We start from the raw sequence: 24,570 nt of genomic DNA on the forward strand, positions 1-24,570 counted from the left end.
ATGGTCGCGGCAATGGCAAGCCTGGTGATGTGGCTGGCAGGTTACAGGGCAGAAAGGCAGTGTTTACACTGGCACTATCAGGCAAGCAGCATCAGGCACAGACGGGTGCTGTCATACCTGAGTCTGGCAGAAGAAGTCATCCGGCATGAGCCCGGGAAAGTGAGACGGCTGAATATAGTTAACGAGATGAAAAAGCTGGGAAAAGAGTACAGTAATATGGTCATGGTGGCATGACCATATTACTGGGGATCCCTCAGCCCTGTGGGAGAGGGCCAGGGTGAGGGCATCACGCCGCACTTTTCTAAACAAAAAAACCGGGGAATCCCCGGTTTTTTTACACCTGTAAAACAGCTTACTGCTGTGCCGCCGGGCCACAACCCCCGATGATCTTCGAAATGGAGATCGCCGGGTGCAGCAGGTAATCGTAGCTGCAGTTATTTTTGGTGTTTTGCACGTGGCCGGTGCAGGCCGTCAGAGTCGATAACAGGCCTACCAGAACGGCAGCTTTAGCCAGTTTGAACATACGCATTCCTTGTCTTAAAAAAACTAAATTGGATGTAACACGAGGGAATAAATGGAAAAGTTCCATTTCGCGGGAGGTATGTTATCGACAGCAGTAACAGGGGAGTAGTCCGGTTAAGGACTACTCGAAGAAGGGAGAATATGCGCTAGTGATTTGAGAACCAGTTGAGTTTATCGCGCAGCTCGACCACGCGGCCGACTATTATCAGCGCCGGGCTTTCAACCTGCTGCGACAGCTCACCCAACTGCGTCAGCACCCCATTTACCACGCGCTGCCTAATGGAGGTGCCGTTTTCCACCAGCGCGACGGGCATATCCGCTTCCATGCCGTGTTCCAGTAATTTCGCCTGGATCGTAGCGGCCTGATTCAGCCCCATATAGAAGACCAGCGTCTGCTTTTCGGCGGCCAGGTTGTGCCAGTCCAGTTCGCTGCCGGTTTTCAGGTGCCCCGTTACCAGACGCACGCTCTGCGCGTAATCACGATGGGTCAATGGAATACCGGAGTATGCCGAACAGCCGGATGCCGCCGTAATGCCAGGCACCACAGAGAACGGAATACCTGCGTTGCAGAGGGTTTCCAGTTCCTCGCCGCCGCGACCAAAGATAAACGGATCCCCGCCCTTCAGGCGCACCACACGTTTTCCTTTTTGCGCTTCCCGCAGCAGGATCTGGTTAATCTCTTCCTGCGGCACACAGTGATAACCCGCACGTTTACCCACAAACACCCGGTCCGCATCGCGACGTACCAGATTCATGATCTCATCGGAGACCAGACGGTCATACACAACGGTATCGGCCTGCTGGATCTGCTGGAGTCCTTTCAGCGTCAGTAATCCCGCATCGCCGGGGCCTGCGCCTACCAGCACCACCTCGCCACGATGATCCAGCGGTTCAGAGAGTAACTGCTCGGTCGTCTCTTCAACCGCCTTCACGTCCTGATTGGCCAGCGACTGGGCCAGCCGGTCATTGACGAAGAATTTTTCCCAGAAGCGACGGCGCTCGCCCACGGTCGCGAAGGTTTGCTTCACTCGTGAACGCAGTTGCCCTGCATAGTGGGCAATTTGCCCAAGATGTTGCGGCAGCAGTGCTTCCAGTTTTTCCCGCAACAGGCGGGCGAGAACCGGCGAGCGGCCACCTGACGACACCGCAATCATCAGCGGTGAACGGTCGATTATCGACGGCATGATAAAGCTGGCTTCTTTCGGCGCATCCACCACGTTGCAGAATATACGGCGCGCTTCGCAGGCATCGCTAACGCGCTGATTCACTTCATCGTCATCCGTCGCGGCAATAGTCAGCCAGCAGGTATCCAGTAGGGACTCGTTAAACTCCCCCTGATTCAGCGTGAGCATCCCTTCCTTCGCCCAGGCTTCAAACTGTGGTGCGAAGGCGAGGGCGTTAACCGTAAGACGGGCACCTGCCTCTAACAGCAAGCGGGCTTTGCGTTCAGCCACATCGCCGCCACCCACAAGCAGGCAGTCGCGATGGCGTAATTGACAGAAAATCGGCAGGTGGTCCACGACATTACCTCACAGCATTCATGGAGGGGGTAAGAATTGACGTCAGAATAACAGCAGGAATCGCCGGAAACATACGGTTTTTCCTGCCGTTACCCATAAGGGGTCATAAGCCTTTCCTATAGGAAAGGCGGGGGGTTAGGCTTTTAACTGCACCTGGCCGTCCTTCACGCGAACGTCGTAGTGCTTCACCGAGTAGCTTTCATCTTCCATGCACAGTCCGTCGCTTAAACGGAAACGCTGTTTTTTCAGCGGACTGGCGACCCACAGTTCACCCTTATGCTCGGCAATCAGCCCGCGGGAGAGGACGCTGGCCTCAAAAAACGGGTCGATATTGCTGATGGCAAAAACCTGTTCGTCGTGGCGAGGGCGGAAAATCGCGACCTGCTCGTTTCCCAGCAGCGCACAGACGCCGGTTGCCGGCAGAATGTCGTTAATGTTGCAGATGTTTACCCACTGGCTCATGCGTTTTCCTCCACCAGCGTCACCGGAATACGTTCATAAGGTGTCGCCGGACGATGCTGTTCGCGCTCTGCTACTACCTGCACGTTCGGGTCGCGCTGGGTGCTGTTGATGAAGTGTTTGAAGCGTGTCTGTGCCGCTGGCGTGTTGACGGTTTCCGTCCACTCGCAAATCACCGCCGCGCGCAGGCGCGCCATCTCGGCTTCCAGATGTTCGTTCAGCCCCAGCTTGTCGTCGATGATGACCGACTTGAGGTAGTCGATGCCACCCTCCAGATTATCCAGCCAGGAAGCGGTACGGGTCAGTTTGTCGGCGGTACGGATGTAGAACATCATGAAGCGGTCGAGATACTGAATCAGCGTGTCGTGGTCAAGATCGGCCGCCAGCAGGTCAGCGTGGCGTGGTTTCATCCCGCCGTTACCGCAGACGTACAGGTTCCAGCCTTTCTCGGTGGCGATGATCCCCACGTCTTTCCCCTGCGCTTCGGCACATTCACGGGTACAGCCGGAGACGCCGAACTTCATTTTGTGCGGGGTACGAATGCCTTTGTAGCGGTTTTCCAGCTCGACGCCGAAGCCCACGCTGTCGCCCACGCCGTAGCGGCACCAGGTGCTGCCCACGCAGGTTTTCGCCATGCGCAGCGCTTTGGCATACGCGTGACCGGTTTCGAAGCCCGCCTCAATCAGCTGACGCCAGATCTCCGGCAGGTCATCTTTCTGTGCACCAAACAGGCCGATACGCTGGGAACCGGTGATTTTGGTGTAGAGGTTAAATTCACGCGCGATACGGCCCACGGCCACCAGCCCTTCCGGGGTGATTTCACCGCCCGCAGAGCGTGGGATAACGGAGTAAGTCCCGTCTTTCTGGATATTTGCCAGGAAGTTGTCGTTGGTGTCCTGCAGCGGCGTATGTTCTGGTTTGAGGATGTACTCATTCCAGCAAGAGGCCAGCAGGGAGCCGACGGTCGGTTTACACACTTCGCAGCCATAGCCCTGGCCGTGCTTGGCCAGCAGTTCGTCGAAGGATTTAATGCCTTCCACGCGGATCAGGTGATACAGCTCCTGGCGAGAGTACGTGAAGTGCTCGCACAGGTTGTTGTTCACTTCGATGCCCTGTTTCGCCAGTTCGGCGTTAAGCACCTGTGTGACCAGAGGGATACAGCCGCCGCAGCCGGTTCCGGCTTTGGTTTCCGCTTTCAGCGCCGCAACGGTGTGACAGCCTTTGTTGATGGCGGAGATCAACATGCCTTTGGTGACGTCGAAGCAGGAGCAGATCTGCGCGCTGTCCGGCAGTTTATCGACGCCGATAGACGGCTTGCCGCTGGCAGCGTGCGCCGGGAGGATCAGCGCGTCCGGATTCTCCGGCAGTTCGATGGCGTTCAGCACCAGTTGCAGCAGGTTGCCGTAGTCGCTGGTGTCGCCCACCAGCACCGCGCCGAGCAGGGTTTTGTTGTCCTGGCTGACGATCAGGCGTTTATAGATCTCTTTGCTCTCGTCGAGATAAACGTAGCTGCGCGCGCCCGGCGTGCGTCCATGCGCATCGCCGATGCCGCCCACGTCCACGCCCAGCAGCTTCAGCTTGGCGCTCAAGTCCGCGCCTTCGAAGGCGTTTTCGTTTCCGAGGATATGGTCAACGGCGACCTGCGCCATTTTGTAGCCCGGCGCCACAAGACCGTACACTCGGTTATTCCAGCTGGCACATTCGCCGATAGCATAGATATCCGGGTCGGAGGTCTGGCAGGTATCGTTCACCATGATCCCGCCGCGCTGGGCAACCGCCAGACCGCACTGGGTGGCCAGCTTGTCGCGTGGGCGAATACCGGTGGAGAAGACGATAAAGTCAACTTCGAGCTCGCTGCCGTCGGCAAAGCGCATGGTTTTACGCGCTTCGGTGCCTTCCTGCACAATCTCTTTGGTGTTTTTGCTGGTGTGGACTTTCACGCCCATGCTTTCAATCTTACGGCGCAGCTGATCGCCACCCATGTGGTCCAGCTGTTCGGCCATCAGCATCGGGGCAAATTCGATGACGTGCGTTTCAACGCCGAGGTTTTTCAACGCTCCGGCTGCTTCCAGACCCAGCAGGCCGCCCCCGACCACCGCGCCGCGTTTACTGCGGCGTGCGCAGGATTCGATGGCGTTAAGATCTTCAATGGTACGGTAAACGAAGCAATCCTGCGTTTCCGAACCTTTGATAGGCGGGATCCACGGATATGAGCCAGTCGCCATGATCAGCTTGTCGTAAAAAACCGTACGGCCAGCGCTGGAGTGGATCACTTTCTCCTGACGGTTGATGGTGATAGCGCGTTCGCCCACCAGCACTTTTACGCCATGCTTCTCATAGAAACCTTCACGCACCAGAGAGAGCTCTTCGGCGGTATGATGGGAGAAGTAGGAAGACAAGTGCACACGGTCGTACGCCTTGCGGGGTTCTTCACAGAACACGGTAATATCGAACTGCTCAGCGCTGGCTTTATCGAGAAGATCCTCAATAAAGCGGTGGCCGACCATGCCGTTACCGATGATAGCGAGTCTGACTTTGCTCATTTTTGCCTCGATTTCTTTTCTATTACTGCCTACCTTAACGATTCAGCAGGGGCACTTATTGATGCAAATCAAATACGCCTTCGCCTACTCCCTAGGTGGTAGATGTATGATTTGTCAGGATTTTTCTAAGTTATGGAAATCGCTGGCTTTTCGTTGTCGTCGATTTTATGTACAAAAAGAGTGGCTATTTTTGGAAAAACAGATACTCCTTAATTTCAGCCGCGTTTTTCAGGGGAAAGGTATGTCTACAACACCGCTTTGGCTTGTGCAGAATGTTCGTTTACCGGATCGCGAAGGGCTGTGGCAGATCGCCATCGAGAACGGTCGGTTTGGTGCTATCACGCCCATGGACGAGACCCACAGCGAAAGCTATGAGGTCTTAAATGCCCGCGGCGGACTTGCCATTCCACCGTTTATTGAGCCGCATATTCACCTGGATACCACGCAGACGGCGGGCGAGCCACACTGGAACCAGTCCGGCACGCTGTTTGAAGGGATTGAACGCTGGGCGGAGCGTAAGGCGCTGCTCAGCCATGAAGATGTCAAAGCGCGCGCATGGAAAACGCTGAAGTGGCAAATTGCCAACGGGATCCAGTTTGTCCGCACCCACGTGGATGTCTCCGACCCGACGCTTACCGCCCTGAAGGCGATGCTGGAGGTTAAACAGGAGGTCGCCCCGTGGGTGACGCTGCAAATCGTGGCATTCCCGCAGGAAGGCATTCTCTCTTACCCGAACGGCGCGGCGCTGCTGGAAGAGGCATTAACGCTGGGCGCGGATGTGGTGGGTGCCATCCCGCACTTCGAATTCACCCGGGAATACGGCGTGCAGTCCTTGCATATCGCCTTTGACCTGGCGAAGAAATACGACCGTCCGCTGGATATTCATTGTGATGAAATCGACGATGAGCAGTCCCGCTTTGTGGAGACGGTCGCCACGCTGGCCTATGAAGCTGGCATTGGCGCGCGGGTCACGGCCAGCCACACCACCGCCATGCACTCTTACAACGGCGCGTACACCTCGCGGCTGTTCCGCCTGCTGAAGATGTCGGGTATTAACTTCGTGGCGAATCCGCTGGTGAATATCCACCTGCAGGGGCGCTTTGACGACTATCCGAAGCGTAGGGGCATTACCCGCGTGAAGGAGCTACAGGCGGCGGGCATTAACGTCTGCTTTGGTCATGATGATGTGTTTGATCCATGGTATCCGCTCGGTACCGGCAATATGCTGCAGGTGCTGCATATGGGGCTGCACGTCTGCCAGATGATGGGCTACCCGCAAATTGACAGCGGCCTGAACCTGATCACCCATAACAGCGCCCGCACCTTTGGCCTGAGCGATTACGGTATTGAGACGGGTAACCCGGCGAACCTGGTGATTTTGCCTGCAGAGAGTGGGTTTGAGGCGGTACGCTGTCAGGTGCCGGTGCGCTGGTCCATTCGGCAGGGGCGGATTATTGCCACCACGCAGCTGGCGCAGACCTGGATCCAGATGGATAGCGGGGGAGAAGAGATAAGTTTTGCCAGAAACAGCCCCTCTGCGTAGCGCAGAGGGGCGCAGGGATTAGTGCGACGCCGCTGCAGCGTTATGCTGGCGGTGGCGGGTTACAAAGCCCAGGATGAAGCACATGATGAACACCACGGCGTACAGGCCGTTAGCGGTGTGCAGCGCCGCCAGCGGACCGCTGTGGGCGACGATCGGGCCCGTCACCACAAAGGTCAGCATGGTGCCGATTGTGCCGCAGGTCAGTACGAAGTTCACCAGCTTCGGCGAGGCCACTTTGGTCTGCAGGGAGCCCAGAGTGATGATCGACGTGTAAATGGCGCTTGAGAAGAAGCCCAGGGTCAGAATGAACCACGGCATATGCTCCGGCGAACCGTTGATGAACAGATACATCAGCACGGTAGCCAGGCCTGCCAGCACGGTCAGGATGCGCTGCAGATCGAAGAAGCGCAGGATGAAGCTAAACGCCCACATGCCAAACATGTAAGACATCCAGAAATCGCTCACCAGTTTACCCGCGTCGTTCAGGCTCATGCCCAGACCTTTGGCGTATTCCGGCACCCAGGAGATAAAGCCCAGCTGACCCAGGATGTAGCACAGTGCGGCAATGGAGAGGAACAGTACGCCGATACCCCATTTCTCTTTCGCCACAGGCTCTGCCGTGGTCTGTGCTTTTTTACCCAGAACCGGGAATTCGCAGCCGAAGGTCAGGATGAAGATGGCCACGTAAACCAGGCCGATACAAGCGTAGACCCAGTACCACTCAATGCTGCGCGCCAGCAGAACGGCCGCGACCATCGGGAAAATCATCCCGGCCATGCTGAAGAAGGAGTCGGTAAACAGCAGGCGCGCGCCGCGCTGACGGCCTTCATACATATGGGTAATCAGGAAGGTACCAATCGACATGGTGATCCCGCTGACCAGACCGAGCACGAACATGGCGGCGGAGAACAGGGCGATGCTGTGGCTCAGCATCAGACCCGCCACGGCGGCGACCATCAGCACAAAACCAAAACGCAGCTGCGTTTTCAGCGGAACAATTTCCATCAGCCAGGCATTCAGGAAAATGGAGATCAGGATCCCCGCGTTGAGGAAGGTGAAGGTGTTACTCATGCTGGAAACGGGCAGCTGGAAGTAGTCTGCGATATTTCCCATCACCATCCCGGTGACGATCACCAACGCGCCGGTCAGGGCGTAGGAGAAGAAGCTGATCCATGTGAGCTTGATACGATTGCTGTTAGTCATGTCTGGCCTGTTCAGGAAAAGAAAAGCGCCGGATAGGCGCTGAGAGCGGGCAGATTTTAGTCGTGAAAGTGATCCATTCATATCTTTTAAAGAAAATATGAGCTTCATTGCAGGTTTTTATGTGATCGTGATCACATAAAATTGCGTCATAACCAATCGTTTGCGCGGTAACAACTGTTTCAATTTCGTAAAATTAGGTAAAAGGCTGGTCTCCGTTCATACTGCTCTTTAGAATCAAGCCATTCGCTTTTTATACTGCGCTTTGTTAAGGAATTCTCATGCTCAAATCAACACTGGCGGCTGTCGCAGCTGTGTTTGCTCTTTCTGCCGTTTCCCCGGCTGCGCTGGCAGCAAAAGGGGACCCTCATGTTCTGCTGACCACCTCCGCAGGGAATATTGAGCTGGAACTGAATAGCCAGAAAGCCCCGGTTTCTGTGAAAAACTTCCTCGACTACGTAAACAGCGGCTTTTACAACAACACCACCTTCCACCGCGTGATCCCAGGCTTTATGGTGCAGGGCGGCGGTTTCAACGAGCAGATGCAGCAGAAACAGCCGAATCCACCGATCAAAAACGAAGCGGACAACGGCCTGCTGAACACCCGTGGCACCATCGCCATGGCGCGTACGGCGGATAAAGACAGCGCTACCAGCCAGTTCTTTATCAACGTGGCGGATAACGCCTTCCTCGACCACGGCCAGCGTGACTTCGGCTATGCGGTGTTTGGTAAAGTGGTAAAAGGGATGGACGTGGCGGACAAGATTTCTCAGGTACAGACCCACGACGTTGGGCCATACCAGAATGTACCATCCAAACCGGTCGTGATCCTCTCTGCAAAAGTACTGCCGTAACCCTCTTTGACACGGGCGCGTCTCGCCCGTGTTGTTAGCCCTCCCTGCGAAAGCGCGTTTTGCTGCTTATACTTTGGCAAACGGACATATTCAGGGAGGCGTTAAGTGAAAAAACTCACCGATAAGCAAAAATCCCGTCTCTGGGAGCAGCAGCGTAACGTCAATTTTCAGGCCAGTTGTCTCCTTGAAAAGGGTCATGGTCCTTCAGATCCCCAGATTGAGACGCTGGAACTTGGGCCTTCAGCGCCTGGGTTGCCCCATCTGTGCCTTATTCACCGCCATCTGTATCGCAGAGAGATGAAACGGGCAGGTGAATACCGTACGGACGATATTTTCAAAGGGGACATTCCTTTTTGCCATTTCGAATACATTGAGAAGATGGGCAATGAATTGATGTCGGCACTGGAAAGCGACCGGTACCTGGTGGGTCTTCAGAAAGAGGAGTTTATCGAGCGGATAAGCCATTACTATTGTGAAATCAATATGCTGCATCCTTTTGCCAGCGGTAATGGCATTGCGCAGCGTGTTTTCTTTGAACAGCTGGCGATCCATGCGGGTTACCTGCTGGACTGGCGCGATATCGATCCTGAGCAGTGGGTCGCGGCTAACCAGAGCGGCGCAACGGGAGATTTGTCCGCCCTGAACGCTATCTTTGCCAAAGTAGTGAGCGAAGCGCGGGAATCTGAGTAGAATAGGGCGGCATTTTTTTCGGGAGCCGCCATGATTCTGCTGATTGATAACTACGATTCCTTCACCTGGAACCTTTACCAGTATTTTTGTGAACTGGGTGCAGAGGTGGTTGTCCGCCGTAACGACGACATCAGCCTGACCGAGATTGACGCGCTGGCCCCAAAGAAAATCGTTATCTCGCCGGGGTCGTGTACCCCATCGGAATCGGGAATCTCTCTGGATGTGATCCGCTACTACGCCGGCAGGCTGCCGATTCTTGGCGTCTGCCTTGGCCATCAGGCCATCGGGCAGGTGTTTGGCGCCACCATCGTCCGTGCTGCCAGGGTGATGCACGGTAAAACCTCCCCGGTTACCCACACCGGCACGGGCGTGTTTAGCGGGTTAAATAACCCGTTAACCGTCACGCGCTACCATTCTCTGGTGATTGACCCGCCGACGCTGCCCGACTGCTTTGAGGTGACCGCCTGGAGCGAGACGCAGGAGATCATGGGCATTCGCCATCGTGAATGGGATCTCGAAGGGGTGCAGTTCCACCCGGAGAGTATTCTCAGCGAACAGGGGCACCAGCTGCTGGCTAATTTCCTCAATCGCTGAATATCTGTTGCCTTGCTGTGATTTTTTATGCATATTTTGTGATTATATTTTCACAATCAATGTGACATAAAATGGATGGTCATGACATGGCAACTGAACAATCTGCAATTACCCGCGCGACATTCGATGAAGTCATTCTGCCGATTTATGCACCGGCCGAGTTTATCCCGGTAAAGGGAAAAGGCAGCCGCGTCTGGGATCAGCAGGGGAAAGAGTACGTGGATTTCGCCGGGGGGATTGCGGTGACGGCGCTGGGGCATTGCCATCCTGCACTGGTCGAGGCACTGAAAACCCAGGGCGAAACCCTGTGGCACACCAGCAACGTCTTTACCAACGAACCGGCATTGCGCCTGGGGCGCAAGATCATTGACGCGACTTTCGCCGAGCGCGTGCTGTTTATGAACTCCGGGACCGAAGCCAACGAAACCGCCTTCAAGCTGGCGCGCTACTACGCTTCCACACGCCACAGCCCATACAAAACCAAAATCATCGCTTTCCATAACGCTTTCCACGGTCGTTCACTGTTTACCGTTTCCGTTGGCGGCCAGCCGAAGTATTCCGACGGCTTTGGTCCGAAACCCGCCGATATCATTCATGTGCCGTTTAACGATCTGCATGCGGTGAAAGCGGTGATGGATGATCATACCTGCGCGGTCGTGGTTGAGCCGATTCAGGGTGAAGGCGGCGTGACGGCGGCAACGCCGGAATTCCTCAAAGGGCTGCGCGTGCTGTGCGATCAGCATCAGGCGCTGCTGGTGTTTGATGAAGTCCAGAGCGGGATGGGGCGTACCGGCTCCCTGTTCGCCTATATGCACTACGGCGTGACGCCGGATATTCTGACCAGCGCCAAAGCGCTCGGCGGCGGCTTCCCGGTCAGCGCGGTGCTCACTACCCAGGAGATCGCTTCCGCGTTCCACGTTGGCTCTCACGGCTCCACCTACGGCGGAAACCCGCTGGCCTGCGCCATCGCCGGTGCGGCGTTTGATATCATCAATACGCCGGAGGTATTAAGCGGCGTTCAGGCGAAGCGCGAGCTGTTCGTGAAACATCTGCAGCAGATCGACGAAACGTACGACGTCTTCAGCGAGATCCGTGGCATGGGACTACTGATTGGCGCTGAGCTGAAGCCGCAGTACAAAGGCCGCGCACGCGATTTCCTGCACGCCGCTGCTCACGAAGGGGTGATGGTACTCAACGCCGGCCCGGACGTGATGCGCTTTGCGCCGTCGCTGGTGGTCGAAGAGAACGATATTGAAGATGGATTAGCCCGCTTTGCCGCGGCGGTTAAATCAATCACCTGTATATGATTAATATCATAATCAAGTACAAAAAATGATTATTTATTTTTGAGCAGAGGCTGAAAGCAGTGAATAAATTATTCTTGATGGTGATATTTTTTATATAAACATGTACCGCGTAAATATTTGATAATATTTAAGTTTTATATTTACCTGGCACTTTTTTAGTCTTATAAATGAGCTGTTGGATTTTTAGGGAAATATTATCCACCATGCTTAATAAGATTAGTTTCGATCACAGCCACCATCTGTTAACAGTGCGTGGCTGTTCTTCTCCCCTGGACGTGCTGGCCTTTGAAGGCCATGAGGCACTGAGCGAGCCGTTCCGTTACGTGACAGAGTTCACCAGCACCGACCACGCCATCACGGCGCAGCAGATGCTGATGCAGGACGCAACCTTCATCCTTCAGGCACCGGTGGATCAGGGCTTCGGAATTAAATTCCGGCAGCCGGTGCGCACGATTCAGGGCGTAGTGACGGCGTTTGAACGTCTCTCAACATCAAAAGATGAAACCCGCTACTTCCTGACCCTTCAGCCGCGGCTTGCGCTGCTCTCACGCAGCCACCAGAACCTGATTTACCAGGACATGTCGGTACCACAGATTGTGGAGCATATCCTGCGCACCCGCCACGGCATGCGCGGGGAGGATTTTGTCTTCACCCTTGCGAATGAGTATCCCAGGCGCGAACAGGTGATGCAGTATGGTGAGGACGACCTGCGCTTTATCACCCGCCTGCTCGGGGAGGTGGGTATCTGGTTCCGTTTCACCGCTGACACCCGGCTTCACATCGATGTTGTGGCTTTTCACGACGACCCACAGCACTACGAGCGGGGGCTTACGCTGCCGTCAGTGCCGCCGTCCGGGCAGCACGACAGCGGCACGGAGTCGGTATGGGAGATAGTGAGCCACCACAACGTGGTGGAGCAGTCGGTATTCACCCGCGACTACAACTACCGAAACGCGCCTGAGGATATGAGCCTGAGCGCGGATGTCACTTCTGGCGACAGCACCACCTACGGCGAGGCGTACCACTGGGGTGACAATTACCTGACCCCGGGCAGCGTCGGGCAGCGCAACCCGGCGCCAGAGAGCGGGGCGTTCTATGCCCGGCTACGTCACGAGCGCTACCTGAACAACCAGACCCGGCTGAACGGGAAAACAAATTGCGCGACGCTGGCACCGGGCCTGGAGCTGAAGGTGACCGGCGGGCTGGAGGTGACGGACACCTTCCGCAAGGGCGTGGTGATTACCGGCATGCACTGTCTCGCCCGGCGCGACCGCAGTTATGAAGTGGAATTTGACGCAATCCCGTATTCGGAGAATTACTGCTTCCGCCCGCAGTCGGGTAACAAACCGGTGATGGCGGGCACGCTGCCAGCGCGGGTGACCAGCACGAAGAAGAACGATATCTACGGTCATATTGACCGGGACGGCCGCTACCGGGTGAACCTGCTGCTGGACCGCGACCACTGGCAGCCCGGTGAGGAGAGTCTGTGGGTGCGTCAGGCACGCCCGTATGCGGGGGACACGTATGGCCTGCACCTGCCGCTGCTGGCAGGAACGGAAGTGGCGATAGCCTTTGAGCAGGGTGACCCTGACCGGCCGTACATTGCTGGCGTACTGCACGACTCGGCGCACGCCGACCACGTCACCATCCAGAACTACAGACGTAACGTCCTGCGCACCCCAGCGAACAATAAAATCCGTCTCGATGACACGCGCGGAAAAGAGCATATCAAGGTCAGCACAGATTACGGAGGTAAGAGCCAGCTGAACCTGGGGCATCTGGTTGACGGTGAAAAACAGCCCCGTGGCGAGGGATTTGAGCTGCGTACAGATGCGTGGGGCGCGATACGGGCGCAGAAGGGGATCTTCATCAGCGCGGACGGGCAGCCGAAGGCGCAGGGCCAGGTGCGTGAGATGGCCGCGGCGACAGCCCTGCTGAGTAATGCCCAGGCGCAGATGCAGGCGATATCGGATGATGCGCAGATGGCAACGGCAAACCCGGCAGATTTACAGGCGCAGGTGACATTGCTGGAGGAGAAGCTGGAGGACCTGAAGCAGGCGGTGATTCTGCTGAGCGCGCCACAGGGGGCAGGGATAGTCAGCGGTGAACACTTGCAACTGTCGGCGGGCCAGAACCTGATAGCGGCGGCAGGGAAAAATGCCGATCTCAGCGTGGTGAAGGATTTCTTTATCGGGGTGGGGAACACGCTGAGCGTGTTTGTGAGAAAGCTCGGTATAAAACTTATCGCCAACCAGGGGCCGGTGCAGGTGCAGGCTCAGAACGATCTGATGGAATTGCTGGCACGAAAAGAAATCAGCATCGTCTGCACGGAAGATGAAATCAAGATCCTTGCGAAGAAGAAGATCACGCTGAACGGAGGGGGAAGTTATATCACGCTGGATGCGAACGCGATTGAATTTGCGACGCTCGGGGATTACCGAACAAGAGCCGGGCATTATGATCGACAGCAGAAAGCGAACCAGAAAATGGCACTGGCAACGCTTCCAGGTGAAATCACCGGAATGGTAAATCTTGCCCTGAATTTTTTTGACCAGGGTAATCAGCCGATAGCAGATGCTGCCTATACGGTGACGTTTGATGGTGGAAAGGTACTACAGGGACAGCTTGATAAGAATGGTTATGCTCTGCATAAAAATGTTCCGGAAGAAGGGGCAAAAGTTGTTTATCAGTTGCCCGAACCATTACCAGATACCCCATGGCCTCCATATTCAAAGCTGACTCAGGCCACTTCTTCATCATTTATCGGTTAACTGGAAGGATAACATGGATCAGGATCTTCAAAATGCGCTGGCATTTTATCAGCCTGCGCCGGATGGCTGGTTTTCGGGCTTATCCCGGAAAATGGAAGCAGCAGGGGTATGGGTATGGGAAACTATTCAGGGTGACTTTAACGATAATCAGACTACCGGACAGGTGGTGACGGGGACACTTATATCAATGATCCCTTTAGTGGATCAGATTTGTGATGTGAGGGATCTCATCGCTAATAGTAAAAATATTAAAGAAAACAGTAATGATACATGGGCATGGGTGGCTCTGGCGTTAACACTGGTAGGAATTTTTCCTGTGCTGGGTTCTTTGGCAAAAGGTGGTTTAAAGCTGGTTCTCAGAAAGATAGGTTCGAAATTTCTGGCTGGAAGTAATTTACAAAATATTATCTCCATGGGGATCAATGATGGTCTGACGCAACTCAATAAATACCTTGATATCCCGGCAGTGCAACAGTCATTGCATTTCCTGAAGATCAGCAATGCCTATGAATTCCTCGAAAAGGAACTGCGCAAAGCTATGGAGATAGTAAATGCCAATCAGTTAAGCGCACAACTTGATAAATTAATTTCTGCTACAGAAGATCTGTTGGATACCGCGAAAAGCTGGGGACCAGAATCAATACGGCAGCCGATCAATAATAATCTTCGTGAACTGACCGAACTCAAGAAGATGGCGAATGTCGGGTTGGCAAAAACTTTGGGACCGCTGAATGAAGCACTGGAACAGCTTGCTAATCGATTACACGTCGAAGGAGATAATGCCTACCGGGCCTATGTCGGAGAGAACAGACATATTCTTGATGAAAAGGGAATGAATCGGGCATCGGAAGAGCTTGAGTTATTAAAAAAAGAAAAACCTGACTGGGTAGATAAAGACGTTGAAGGTAAATATTCAGCATTAGGGGAATTAAAAGCGTCTTATCAAAAAGATATTAAAAAGGGCTGGCCGGATATTAGTGACGATTCAGATAAAGGGGTGCTGAAAAGCAAATACAACACTTTTGATGATTCTATGCACGCCGTGGAGTTACCTTCTGGAACAAGATTGTACCGTATAGTGGACTCCAGTTCGACTGATAACAGTATCTGCTGGATGCGGGAAGAGGAGTTTTTAAAACTGAAATCGAAAAGTGACTGGCGGCGTAACTTTGCTGTATGGAAAAGCTGGAACGAGAACGGAGAATATGTGGTATACACCGTCCCCAAAGGTGAGCCATTAAAGGTTTGGGAAGGGCGTGCAGCTACTCAAGTCAAAGAGGAAGCGAAAGAGTATTCGCTGGAAGGTGGGGCTGTGCAAATTGTGGTGGATCCTGCAGAACTAAAAAAAGAATTTACCAACCCGCGTATGGCTACGGGATGGGGAGAGCAGGATGTCTCCAGTGACCCGCTATCACCGTTTACTGGACTCCCTTCACTGACAAATAAATGGTATGAATAGAAGGAAAATAACATGGCGATACTTCACCCACTGGAATGTTACTTGCTGGAACAGTTCAGCTCCCCGGCACACTTTGCCGCCACCCGCGATGCTATTATAGCATTTATTGATGCCCATGAAGCAGCCTGTGAGCGCTTGCAGAAAGATTTACCTGTTCGTATACGTAGCGAGCCATTCTGGAAACAGGGAGAAGTGGTATGGAGTAGCCGCGTACTACCAAACATACGTGGTGGAAGAAAGCGTTATATTCAGGCGTATATTCTGCGGACGCATAATGATCCGGAAGCCTTCTATAAAGTTGGCCATACCATGAGTAATTACTCTAAAGGGATCAGTGAATTCTGGAATGGCTGGATGACAGAGGAGGAGAAAAAACGGATTTGGAATGCAGATGTTCTGGCTACTGAACTGGATAAAAAACTGACGCTGACGGTCGATGGTTGGTGGCAGGAAGGTAAACTCACTTATCTCGGTCCTAATAGCCATTATAGTTTAGATAGTCTGCCAAAACGTATTCCCCGTTATGAACTGGATAAAAATGTCCGAGTGGAGAAAGGTGAAAAACCGGTTGAAATTGGGATCTACCTGCCTGATGTGGAATTTGCCCCGGCGCAGTTACTTTATCCGAATAAACATACAACGAGATCTCCAGTCTCCCGACAGGGAGTCAAACGTAGTGAATGGGTGGATGAAGATACCGGAAAGCGTGATTATAGCTGGGACGAGACTTGCTGGGCAGAAACTGGCTGGACGTTAATCCGTCGGGTGGAAGGTGAATATCTGGACGTGCCGCTGGAAGGTTTTTTCCCCAACGGCACACCGGAAGAACTCTATAATTGGCCGGAGCGGGAAAAGGATTATATCACCCGCGAGGAGGAATATATCAGCGCCTGGTCGGGAGAGTTGAGTCCACATTCCGGTGACTGGTCGGTGTTTACCGGTAGCGAGATGAAATACGTTTCTGTCGGACAGGGGCAGGCGTTGCCTTATCTGACCGGTGCCAATGATTCGCCGCAGCGCGTCTGCTGGACGCTGATAAAACGTGACGATAATGGTTCTGTGTTTAGGACGAAATAAAATGGCAATACTTCATCCTCTGGAATGTTACTTACTGGAACGATTTAGTTCTCCGGAACACTTTGCGGCCACCCGCGATGCAATTATTGCATTTATTGATGCTCACGAAGCGGCATACCGGCGCTATCAGCAGGACCTGCCGGCACGGATCCGCAAAGAACCGCTGTGGAAACAGGGAGATGTGGTGTGGGGAAGCCGGGTGTTGCCTAATATAAGACCATCTCGTGAACAATATATTAATGCATATATATTACGGACACATAACAATCCAGAGGCTTTCAGAATTGGGCACGCCATGAATGATTTCAATCGGAACATTTGTGAATTCTGGAATGGTTGGATGACCGATAAAGAACAAAACCAAATTGCCAGGGCAGAAGGTGATGCATACTGGCTGGATAAAGTGTTGACAATGACTGTTAGCGGGAAGTGGAGTGAGGGAGATTTAACATATTTTCAGGGTGATTTATATCAGCTTGCTGAACTTCCAAAGCGTATACCGCGCTATGAGCTGGATTTGAGCGTTCGGGTTGAGAAAGGCGAACGTCCTGTTATTACCGGGATTTATTTGCCGGATGTCGAACAGGCACCCGCCCAGTTGCTTTATCCCGGGGTAAAATACGGTAACCCACCCACCTGTCGGCAGGGAGTAAAACGCAGTGAATGGGTGGATGAAAAAACAGGAAAGCGTGATTATAACTGGGATGAAACCCGCTGGGCAGAAACTGGCTGGACGTTAATCCGTCGGATGGAAGGTGAATATCTGGACGTGCCGCTGGAAGGTTTTTTCCCCAACGGCACACCGGAAGAACTCTATAATTGGCCGGAGCGGGAAAAGGATTATATCACCCGCGAGGAGGAATATATCAGCGCCTGGTCGGGAGAGTTGAGTCCACATTCCGGTGACTGGTCGGTGTTTACCGGTAGCGAGATGAAATACGTTTCTGTCGGACAGGGGCAGGCGCTGCCTTATCTGACCGGTGCCAACGATTCGCCGCAGCGAGTCTGCTGGACGCTGTTAAAACGTGACGATAATGGTTCTGTGTTTAGGACGAAATAAAATGGCAATACTTCATCCGCTGGAATGCTATCTGCTGGAACAGTTCAGTTCCCCGGCGCACTTTGCTGCCACCCGTGATGCAATCATTGCATTTATTGATGCCCATGAAGCGGCATATGCACGTTATCAGCAGGAGCTACCGGTACGGAACCGCAAAGAGCCGCTGTGGAAACAGGGAGATGTGGTGTGGGGTAGCCGGGTGTTACCTAATATAAGACCATCTCGTGAACAATATATTAATGCATATATATTACGGACACATAACAATCCAGAGGCTTTCAGAATTGGGCACGCCATGAATGATTTCAATCGGAACATTTGTGAATTCTGGAATGGTTGGATGACCGATAAAGAACAAAACCAAATTGCCAGGGCAGAAGGTAATGCATACTGGCTGGATAAAGTGTTGACAATGACTGTTAGCGGGAAGTGGAGTGAGGGAGATTTAACATATTTTCAGGGTGATTTATATCAGCTTGCAGAACTTCCAAAGCGTATACCGCGTTATGAACTGGATTTGAGCGTTCGTGTTGATAAAGGCGAACGTCCTGTTATTACCGGGATTTATTTGCCGGACGTCGAACAGGCACCCGCCCAGTTGCTTTACCCCGGTGTTGAGTATGGTAACCCACCCACTTGTCGTCAGGGGATAAAACGTAAAGGCACTTTAAACCGGATTACAGGAAAATATAATTATAATTGGCTGGAAACTCGTTGGGCAGAAACCGGCTGGACGTTAATCCGTCGGGTGGAAGGTGAATATCTGGACGTGCCGCCGGAAGGTTTTTTCCCCAATAAAACACCGGACGAGTTATACAGCTGGCCGGAACGGGAAAAAGACTATATTACCCGTGAAGGCGAATATATCAGTGCCTGGTCGGGAGAGTTGAGTCCTCATTCCGGCGACTGGTCGGTGTTTACCGGTAGCGAGATGAAATACGCTTCTGTCGGACAGGGGCAGGCGTTGCCTTACCTCACGGGTGCTAAGGATTCGCCGCAGCGCGTCTGCTGGACGCTGATAAAACGTGACGACAATGGCTCAGTGTTCAGGGCGAGATAACATTCCAATAGTATAAATAGTTTTTAAAAAACAGCGCTCGTTGGCTACTTCCAAATGAATTTAATTAATAAGGCGTCTTTTTTAGCCGCCTCATGAGCCACACTCCATGATGCGGACGCTGACGCCATGCCACCGACGAAATGGTGTGCATGGTGTTCAGATGCCCCAGAATGCGTTGCAGATGCTGCTCCAGCGTGCTCATTGGCCCGTGGGTGAGCGTTTCCGGCGCTTCCAGAATGTTCGAATCCCCCGATTCACCCGGCGCGTCATACTCCAGACGCTGCTGACACCGCTGCAGGGCAATCTCACACGACTGCAAATAGCGCTGCGCCAGGTCTGGCGTCAGCATGGTATGTTCACGCGCCAGCGTGGTCATCGCGTTGATATGTTCGACGATGAACTGGCTGTGCGTCACCCAGAGCTTCATATCCGCCAGATAGTGCGAGTTAAAGCCGGGCTCCTGCATCGCCTGATTCAGCGAGTTGAACAGGGCGTTATGCGCCTGGTTGACCTTCATCCGCTGATACGCCAGCGGGGAGGGCTGCGGATCGTCGCTCAGGATCAGGCGGATAGCCTGCTGGTCGGCCTCCAGCGCGTCGTGGGCGTTCTGCCTGAGCAGGCCGCTTTGCCATTGTGGCCACAGCCAGACCATACCACCAAAGGCAATCAGACAGCCAATCAGGGTATCGATAAGCCTGGCGACAATAAACTGTTCGCCATTGAGCGTAAGCAACTGCAGGGTGTATACCGCCGTGACCGTAAAGCCCACCATCGCCCAGCCGTAGTTTTTGCGGATGATCAGGTAGCTCACCAGGGTAATCAATAGCATGCCTGCCAGCGTATAGCCTTCCGGCACGTGGAAGTGCAGCGTTACGCCCGCGATAATCAACCCCGCCATGGTTCCTCCCGCCCGGTGCAGAATACGCACTCGCGTGGCGCCGTAGCCGTTCTGGGTGACAAACAGTACCGTCATTAATATCCAGTAGGGTTTGGGCAGATGCAGCGCCATGCCCATCAGGCTGGCGATGCTCAGCATCACGCTAATCCGGGCGGCGTTGCGCAGGGCGGAAGATTTAAACGAGAGATAGCTTTTAAGCGCAGGCAGCAGCGGCAGGCGCTTTTGCTTATCCGCCATCAGATCGCGGGGATAGAGCGGGCGCTGGGTACGCAGCACGCGGGCAATACGGCTGAAGTGCCAGGCGGCAAACTGGCCTACCGGGTTATCCTCGTGCTGGCGGGCGATTTTCTCCAGTGCGCCGAGCTGCTTGTCCATGTTAAAGCGGGTGGGGTAGCGGTGATAAAGAATGTCGTCGGCCAGTACCCGCAGGCGTGCGGACACGGTCTGCGCGTTCCAGCGGATCACCGCTTCGGCATGGCTGCGCTCCACCAGCTTTTGCACCTCCTTCGGGTGGTGCAGGCTCACGGAGATATGCTCCTGCAGATCCAGCCCCACCTGGAAGGTGCGCAGCAGCCGTTTATATTCGTGGTTCTTGTTGGCGGCCAGCATATGCAGCTGCTGGTAGCACTGGCTTATCAGATCCACCACCTTCTGCTGGCGCGTCAGCAGCGGCGGTAGCGATTTTTCCGGGTCGGTATGCTGGGTCAGCAGTGTGTATTTGGCTTCGCAGTACTCCGCAAGCTGGACATAGAGCAGGCTCAGGGATTCACGCAGCGGTTGTTCCCGCCACAGCCAGAACCAGAACCAGTTAAACAGGCCATACCATAGCGTACCGAGGGCGTAGATCAGCAGCGGCTCCCACACCGGCATATTACCTGCGAGACTCAGGGTAAAGATGGCCGCGATGAGTGAGGCGGGCAGTAAACGCGCGTGCAGCGAGCTGATTTCGGCGGTCACCCCCAGCGTCATCGCCAGCACGCTCAGGATCAGCGGCAGCGGAATATCGCGGGCCAGCAAAAGCTGCACGGCCAGGCTACACCCGGCAAACAGCGAACCGCCGATAATCAGACGTTTGAAAAAACGCTTATGCGGGGTGTCGAGACCGGCAATGTTGCAGCAGGCGGGAACCAGTGAAAACAGCAGCCCCTGCTGAAGATGCCCAAGGATCAGGCCCACGGCCACAGGAAGGCACAACACCAGCGTTTGTCGCAGTGCGTAGTTAACTTCCGGGTGATAAATCAGCCTGCGCCACATGGGGAGTAGAGACAAAAACGGCGTGACACCTTGCGATGGCACGCCGTTTTATCGGGATTAACGGGTTCCGTAAACCACGATGGTTTTACCGTGGGCGGAGATCAGGTTCTGATCTTCCAGCATTTTCAGGATACGGCCCACTGTTTCACGGGAGCAACCGACGATCTGACCAATTTCCTGGCGGGTAATTTTAATTTGCATGCCGTCAGGGTGGGTCATAGCGTCTGGCTGTTTCGCCAGGTTCAGCAGGGTCTGCGCGATACGGCCGGTCACGTCCAGGAAGGCGAGGTTACCCACTTTCTCTGATGTCACCTGCAGACGGCGAGCCATCTGCGAAGAAAGACGCATCAGGATGTCAGGGTTAACCTGAATCAACTGACGGAATTTCTTGTAGGAAATTTCAGCCACTTCACATGCTGTCTTTGCACGAACCCAGGCGCTACGTTCCTGGCCTTCTTCAAACAGGCCCAGTTCACCGATAAAATCGCCCTGGTTCAGATAAGAAAGGATCATCTCTTTCCCTTCTTCATCTTTGATCAGCACTGCCACCGAGCCTTTGACGATGTAATACAACGTTTCCGCTTTTTCACCCTGGTGAATCAGCGTGCTCTTCGATGGGTACTTATGAATGTGGCAATGAGACAAGAACCATTCGAGAGTCGGGTCTGTTTGCGGTTTGCCAAGCACCATGCGCTGTTATCCTCTGTTATAAGCTGTCACCAGAGTCATAAGATGCATCCGGACTCTGGGGTTGCAATCGAATTCTTACCCATACCTGGGAAGTCGGCTGTCGTAACGTTTCGCAGCCAGTAAAGTTTGATGTCCTCTGCATACATGTGTAACGTCAATGTATTACTGTAGCATCCAGAGTGTTTTAGCATAGCTTTCGCCGCGTGTCTCCTGGTGTCTCGCTTCAGCATGACGCAGGTCGCCTTCCATTGCGAGAAATGTAACGCACGCGTAATCTGTCACCAAAAATGCAACGTTGGAGCTAATGAATATGCAAGCGCGCGTGAAATGGGTAGAAGGTTTAACGTTCCTGGGCGAGTCCTCGTCGGGACACCAGATTTTGATGGACGGTAACTCCGGCGATAAAGCACCCAGCCCAATGGAGATGGTGCTGATGGCGGCAGGGGGATGCAGCGCGATTGACGTGGTGTCGATTCTGCAAAAGGGGCGTCATGATGTGACCGACTGTGAAGTCAAGCTCACGTCAGAACGTCGCGAAGAGGCGCCACGTCTGTTCACGCACATTAACCTGCATTTTGTTGTCACCGGGAAAGCGCTGAAAGATGCTGCCGTCTCACGCGCGGTGGATCTGTCTGCGGAGAAATACTGCTCTGTGGCGTTAATGCTGGAGAAAGCGGTAAAAATTACCCATTCGTATGAAGTGATCGAGGCGTGATTGATGGGGCATCGTGCGTGTTGATGCCCTCACTCTAACCCTCTCCCACCGGGAGAGGGAATATGATTATGCGATCTGTTTCCCTTCCATCAACCGCTGCACCAGCGGCGTCATGATCAGCTCCATCGCCAGCCCCATTTTTCCGCCGGGCACCACTAACGTATTCATGTGAGAAATAAACGAGCCCTGCAGCATCGCCAGCAGCCAGGGGTAATCGATGCCGTCGAGATTGCGGAAATGGATCACCACAAAGCTCTCATCCAGCGACGGGATACTTTTGGCCGCGAACGGGTTGGAGGTGTCCACCGTCGGCACACGCTGGAAGTTGATGTGGGTGCGGGAAAACTGTGGTGTCAGATAATTGATGTAATCTTCCATTGAGCGCACAACCGAATCCATCACCGCCTCGCGTGAATGGCCGCGCTCGCTGATGTCTCGCGTCAGCTTCTGGATCCACTCCAGGTTCACGATTGGCACCACGCCGACCAGCAGATCCACATGTCGCGCCACGTCGTGATGCGGCGTCACCACGCCGCCGTGCAATCCTTCGTAAAACAGCACGTCGGTAGGTTCCGGCAGCGGCTGCCAGGGAGTAAAGGTGCCCGGGACCTGATTCCAGGGAACGGCTTCGTCGTAGGTGTGCAGATACTTGCGGGACTGGCCTTTGCCGCTTAGGCCGTACTCCTGAAACGTTTGCTCCAGCAGGCCGAAGTCATTGGCCTCCGGGCCGAAGTAGCTGATGTGTTTGCCTAAATCACGCGCTTTGCGGATGGCCATATCCATCTCCGGGCGCGTATAGCGGTGAAAGCTGTCGCCTTCGACCTCCGCCGCGCGGAGATTCAACTGGGCGAAAATCTTGCGAAACGCGAGGCTGGTGGTGGTGGTTCCCGCACCACTCGACCCCGTAACGGCAATAACCGGATGTCTGGCAGACATAGCAACTCCCTGACTGGAAAGGTTGAAAGATCAGCCGTGAAACGCGTTGCGGGGCATGATATTGACCGTCTCATGCAGTTCAGACCACACCAGCACCACGTCGCCGCTTTTAAGCTGGCGTTTAACATCGTTGACCTTTTGCTCAAGCGAGCGTTCATGTTCACCATAATCGGTGCCTTCACGCAAGACAAAGCTTTCAATCAGATTATCGAGCGTTTCGGGCGCCAGATCCTGCCAGGGGATAATCATGTTGCACCGTCCAGGTAAGGGGTTAACCAGTCAGGAATGCGCGTCTCCAGCCACATTTTCGGGCGACGCAGCGTTCCGCCGACAAACCCCACGTGACCGCCGTGCTCGGTCAGCTGGTAGTGAACGTTGTCGGGCAGAAATTCCTGTGCAGGGATGGAGTGATGATCCATAAACGGGTCATCTTTCGCGTGAATGATCAGCGTCGGCTGAGTGATCTTGCTGAGCAGCGGCATGGCGCTGCACTGACGATAGTAGTCAATGGCATCGGCGAACCCATGAATTTTGGCGGTGATCAGGTCGTCGAACTCACGAATGCGGCGGACCTTTTTCAACTGACGCAGGCTTACTGGCAGGGTATCCGGATAGGCCTTCAGCTTGCGCGCCGCATTGGCTTTTAGCAGGTTGAGCAGATAGCGCTGATAGACCCGGGAAAAGCCTTTCTCCATGTGGTAGCTGCACTGTTCCAGCATGAAGGGGGCAGAGACAATCACCGCGGCATTCAGCGGTACCGCGTCTCCCTCTTTGGCCAGCAGACAGGCCAGCATATTTCCGCCGAGCGAATAGCCCACCGCCGCCGTCGGCACGGTGCCGAAATTATCCCGCAGCCAATGCAAAAACCAGGTGCCATCTTCGGTTTCGCCGGAGTGATAGATGCGTTTCTGGCGATTCGGCTCGCCGCTGCATCCCCGAAAATGCATTACCACGCCCAGCCAGCCGCGCGCTTTTGCCGCCTGGATTAACCCATGGGCATACGGGCTGTGCAGGCTGCCTTCCAGACCATGAAACACCACCAGGCGGGGTTTATGGCGCGCCTGTTCGGGATCTTCGCTCCAGGCGAGATCCAGAAAATCACCGTCCGGCAAATCCAGCCGCTGCCAGTGCGGAGTGAACTGCACCTTGCGGCGGATCAGGCGCGGCAGCATGGTCTGCAGGTGGCAGTTGGCCACGCCGCGCATGGGCACGAAATCAGTGCTGTCTTCGGCGGTGAGGTCGAAGTCTGAGGGAATGATTTGGGTCATAAGGGCGATGCTGATTCTTGTCAGAAATTTACTATACCTTCCGAATTGTACCCCGTTTAGCCTGGTTTTCCGAAGCATGAACTGATCCCGATCACAAATATTTACCTTGATTATTACTCTCAGGCTAATGATTCCATTCTACGCTTAATT

General features: G+C 54.2%; 21 protein-coding genes and 1 pseudogene. 12 read left to right on the forward strand and 10 right to left on the reverse strand.

Annotated elements, in window-relative coordinates; genetic code table 11:
• Positions 1 to 234: pseudogene (locus ACOTX3_RS18785) on the forward strand (IS4 family transposase); the annotation flags it as partial.
• 118 nt (positions 235 to 352) lie between these two features.
• Here ACOTX3_RS18785 and ACOTX3_RS18790 read toward each other — a convergent pair.
• The 4 genes from ACOTX3_RS18790 to nirB form a co-directional block, all read right to left on the reverse strand.
• On the reverse strand, positions 353 to 523 hold the full coding sequence (locus tag ACOTX3_RS18790) for a YhfL family protein (RefSeq protein WP_008503029.1): 171 nt from the start codon (positions 521 to 523) through the stop codon (positions 353 to 355).
• Positions 524 to 668: 145 nt separating this feature from the next.
• On the reverse strand, positions 669 to 2,042 hold the full coding sequence (gene cysG / locus ACOTX3_RS18795) for a siroheme synthase CysG (protein WP_038420738.1): 1,374 nt from the start codon (positions 2,040 to 2,042) through the stop codon (positions 669 to 671).
• 135 nt (positions 2,043 to 2,177) lie between these two features.
• Entirely contained in the window at positions 2,178 to 2,504 is a 327-nt protein-coding gene (gene nirD / locus ACOTX3_RS18800; protein ID WP_058679232.1) for a nitrite reductase small subunit NirD, read from the reverse strand.
• Complete coding sequence (gene nirB / locus ACOTX3_RS18805) at positions 2,501 to 5,044, reverse strand: nitrite reductase large subunit NirB (protein ID WP_058679231.1); 2,544 nt, start codon at positions 5,042 to 5,044, stop codon at positions 2,501 to 2,503. The genes nirD and nirB overlap by 4 nt, the downstream gene beginning before the upstream one ends.
• Before the next feature lie 241 nt (positions 5,045 to 5,285).
• Between nirB and ACOTX3_RS18810 the strand changes: the two genes are divergently transcribed.
• A complete protein-coding gene (locus ACOTX3_RS18810) occupies positions 5,286 to 6,587 on the forward strand; it encodes a cytosine deaminase (protein WP_029882157.1) in 1,302 nt (433 codons plus the stop codon).
• An 18-nt stretch (positions 6,588 to 6,605) separates the two neighbouring features.
• Here the strand turns inward: ACOTX3_RS18810 and tsgA are convergent, their stop codons facing one another.
• A complete protein-coding gene (tsgA, locus tag ACOTX3_RS18815; protein ID WP_021242206.1) occupies positions 6,606 to 7,790 on the reverse strand; it encodes an MFS transporter TsgA in 1,185 nt (394 codons plus the stop codon).
• 278 nt (positions 7,791 to 8,068) lie between these two features.
• Between tsgA and ppiA the strand changes: the two genes are divergently transcribed.
• The 9 genes from ppiA to ACOTX3_RS18860 all read left to right on the forward strand — a co-directional run bounded on the left by ppiA (position 8,069) and on the right by ACOTX3_RS18860 (position 18,659).
• Positions 8,069 to 8,641 carry a peptidylprolyl isomerase A gene (ppiA, locus tag ACOTX3_RS18820; protein WP_013099061.1) on the forward strand — a complete coding sequence of 191 codons (573 nt, stop codon included), beginning with the start codon at positions 8,069 to 8,071 and terminating at the stop codon, positions 8,639 to 8,641.
• 105 nt (positions 8,642 to 8,746) lie between these two features.
• Positions 8,747 to 9,331, forward strand: coding sequence for a putative adenosine monophosphate-protein transferase Fic (locus ACOTX3_RS18825; protein WP_013099060.1), 585 nt, complete (start codon positions 8,747 to 8,749; stop codon positions 9,329 to 9,331).
• Positions 9,332 to 9,361: 30 nt separating this feature from the next.
• Positions 9,362 to 9,925, forward strand: a complete 564-nt coding sequence (gene pabA / locus ACOTX3_RS18830; RefSeq protein WP_058679230.1) for an aminodeoxychorismate synthase component 2 — start codon at positions 9,362 to 9,364, stop codon at positions 9,923 to 9,925.
• A gap of 86 nt (positions 9,926 to 10,011) precedes the next feature.
• Positions 10,012 to 11,232 carry a bifunctional acetylornithine/succinyldiaminopimelate transaminase gene (gene argD / locus ACOTX3_RS18835; protein WP_176601169.1) on the forward strand — a complete coding sequence of 407 codons (1,221 nt, stop codon included), beginning with the start codon at positions 10,012 to 10,014 and terminating at the stop codon, positions 11,230 to 11,232.
• 203 nt (positions 11,233 to 11,435) lie between these two features.
• Positions 11,436 to 14,003, forward strand: a complete 2,568-nt coding sequence (locus ACOTX3_RS18840) for a type VI secretion system Vgr family protein (RefSeq protein ID WP_080396563.1) — start codon at positions 11,436 to 11,438, stop codon at positions 14,001 to 14,003.
• Positions 14,004 to 14,016: 13 nt separating this feature from the next.
• Positions 14,017 to 15,462 (forward strand): hypothetical protein, encoded by a 1,446-nt coding sequence (locus tag ACOTX3_RS18845; protein ID WP_058679228.1) that lies wholly within the window; start codon positions 14,017 to 14,019, stop codon positions 15,460 to 15,462.
• Positions 15,463 to 15,474: 12 nt separating this feature from the next.
• On the forward strand, positions 15,475 to 16,539 hold the full coding sequence (locus ACOTX3_RS18850; RefSeq protein ID WP_127869218.1) for a type VI secretion protein ImpA: 1,065 nt from the start codon (positions 15,475 to 15,477) through the stop codon (positions 16,537 to 16,539).
• Position 16,540: 1 nt separating this feature from the next.
• On the forward strand, positions 16,541 to 17,599 hold the full coding sequence (locus tag ACOTX3_RS18855) for a hypothetical protein (RefSeq protein ID WP_058679226.1): 1,059 nt from the start codon (positions 16,541 to 16,543) through the stop codon (positions 17,597 to 17,599).
• A gap of 1 nt (position 17,600) precedes the next feature.
• Entirely contained in the window at positions 17,601 to 18,659 is a 1,059-nt protein-coding gene (locus ACOTX3_RS18860; RefSeq protein ID WP_058679225.1) for a hypothetical protein, read from the forward strand.
• 64 nt (positions 18,660 to 18,723) lie between these two features.
• Here ACOTX3_RS18860 and ACOTX3_RS18865 read toward each other — a convergent pair whose 3' ends face one another.
• Together ACOTX3_RS18865 and crp are read right to left on the reverse strand one after the other, a co-directional pair.
• A complete protein-coding gene (locus ACOTX3_RS18865) occupies positions 18,724 to 20,811 on the reverse strand; it encodes a YccS/YhfK family putative transporter (protein WP_040023830.1) in 2,088 nt (695 codons plus the stop codon).
• 57 nt (positions 20,812 to 20,868) lie between these two features.
• Positions 20,869 to 21,501 carry a cAMP-activated global transcriptional regulator CRP gene (gene crp / locus ACOTX3_RS18870; RefSeq protein ID WP_000242758.1) on the reverse strand — a complete coding sequence of 211 codons (633 nt, stop codon included), beginning with the start codon at positions 21,499 to 21,501 and terminating at the stop codon, positions 20,869 to 20,871.
• A 310-nt stretch (positions 21,502 to 21,811) separates the two neighbouring features.
• Between crp and ACOTX3_RS18875 the strand changes: the two genes are divergently transcribed.
• Positions 21,812 to 22,216 carry an OsmC family protein gene (locus ACOTX3_RS18875; RefSeq protein ID WP_028027906.1) on the forward strand — a complete coding sequence of 135 codons (405 nt, stop codon included), beginning with the start codon at positions 21,812 to 21,814 and terminating at the stop codon, positions 22,214 to 22,216.
• Positions 22,217 to 22,282: 66 nt separating this feature from the next.
• Here ACOTX3_RS18875 and ACOTX3_RS18880 read toward each other — a convergent pair whose 3' ends face one another.
• The 3 genes from ACOTX3_RS18880 to ACOTX3_RS18890 are packed head-to-tail and all read right to left on the reverse strand — an operon-like array spanning position 22,283 to position 24,420.
• On the reverse strand, positions 22,283 to 23,152 hold the full coding sequence (locus ACOTX3_RS18880) for a phosphoribulokinase (RefSeq protein ID WP_013099054.1): 870 nt from the start codon (positions 23,150 to 23,152) through the stop codon (positions 22,283 to 22,285).
• A gap of 30 nt (positions 23,153 to 23,182) precedes the next feature.
• On the reverse strand, positions 23,183 to 23,401 hold the full coding sequence (locus ACOTX3_RS18885; protein WP_013099053.1) for a YheU family protein: 219 nt from the start codon (positions 23,399 to 23,401) through the stop codon (positions 23,183 to 23,185).
• Positions 23,398 to 24,420 (reverse strand): hydrolase, encoded by a 1,023-nt coding sequence (locus ACOTX3_RS18890; protein WP_013099052.1) that lies wholly within the window; start codon positions 24,418 to 24,420, stop codon positions 23,398 to 23,400. The genes ACOTX3_RS18885 and ACOTX3_RS18890 overlap by 4 nt, the downstream gene beginning before the upstream one ends.
• Positions 24,421 to 24,570: the final 150 nt, after the last annotated feature.

Origin of the sequence: Enterobacter cloacae complex sp. IR5384 (genome assembly GCF_049237265.1) — a bacterium.
Lineage (GTDB): Bacteria > Pseudomonadota > Gammaproteobacteria > Enterobacterales > Enterobacteriaceae > Enterobacter > Enterobacter cloacae.

Bases quoted from the DNA above. Each gene is read 5' to 3' on its own strand.
- ACOTX3_RS18875 (WP_028027906.1), top strand. From the start codon at position 21,812: ATGCAAGCGCGCGTGAAATGGGTAGAAGGTTTAACGTTCCTGGGCGAG.
- ACOTX3_RS18865 (WP_040023830.1), bottom strand. From the start codon at position 20,811: ATGTGGCGCAGGCTGATTTATCACCCGGAAGTTAACTACGCACTGCGA.
- ACOTX3_RS18850 (WP_127869218.1), top strand. From the start codon at position 15,475: ATGGCGATACTTCACCCACTGGAATGTTACTTGCTGGAACAGTTCAGC.
- ACOTX3_RS18790 (WP_008503029.1), bottom strand. From the start codon at position 523: ATGTTCAAACTGGCTAAAGCTGCCGTTCTGGTAGGCCTGTTATCGACT.
- ACOTX3_RS18840 (WP_080396563.1), top strand. From the start codon at position 11,436: ATGCTTAATAAGATTAGTTTCGATCACAGCCACCATCTGTTAACAGTG.
- ACOTX3_RS18855 (WP_058679226.1), top strand. From the start codon at position 16,541: ATGGCAATACTTCATCCTCTGGAATGTTACTTACTGGAACGATTTAGT.
- ACOTX3_RS18885 (WP_013099053.1), bottom strand. From the start codon at position 23,401: ATGATTATCCCCTGGCAGGATCTGGCGCCCGAAACGCTCGATAATCTG.
- argD (WP_176601169.1), top strand. From the start codon at position 10,012: ATGGCAACTGAACAATCTGCAATTACCCGCGCGACATTCGATGAAGTC.
- ACOTX3_RS18810 (WP_029882157.1), top strand. From the start codon at position 5,286: ATGTCTACAACACCGCTTTGGCTTGTGCAGAATGTTCGTTTACCGGAT.
- crp (WP_000242758.1), bottom strand. From the start codon at position 21,501: ATGGTGCTTGGCAAACCGCAAACAGACCCGACTCTCGAATGGTTCTTG.
- ppiA (WP_013099061.1), top strand. From the start codon at position 8,069: ATGCTCAAATCAACACTGGCGGCTGTCGCAGCTGTGTTTGCTCTTTCT.
- ACOTX3_RS18845 (WP_058679228.1), top strand. From the start codon at position 14,017: ATGGATCAGGATCTTCAAAATGCGCTGGCATTTTATCAGCCTGCGCCG.
- ACOTX3_RS18890 (WP_013099052.1), bottom strand. From the start codon at position 24,420: ATGACCCAAATCATTCCCTCAGACTTCGACCTCACCGCCGAAGACAGC.
- ACOTX3_RS18880 (WP_013099054.1), bottom strand. From the start codon at position 23,152: ATGTCTGCCAGACATCCGGTTATTGCCGTTACGGGGTCGAGTGGTGCG.
- ACOTX3_RS18860 (WP_058679225.1), top strand. From the start codon at position 17,601: ATGGCAATACTTCATCCGCTGGAATGCTATCTGCTGGAACAGTTCAGT.
- tsgA (WP_021242206.1), bottom strand. From the start codon at position 7,790: ATGACTAACAGCAATCGTATCAAGCTCACATGGATCAGCTTCTTCTCC.
- pabA (WP_058679230.1), top strand. From the start codon at position 9,362: ATGATTCTGCTGATTGATAACTACGATTCCTTCACCTGGAACCTTTAC.
- nirB (WP_058679231.1), bottom strand. From the start codon at position 5,044: ATGAGCAAAGTCAGACTCGCTATCATCGGTAACGGCATGGTCGGCCAC.
- nirD (WP_058679232.1), bottom strand. From the start codon at position 2,504: ATGAGCCAGTGGGTAAACATCTGCAACATTAACGACATTCTGCCGGCA.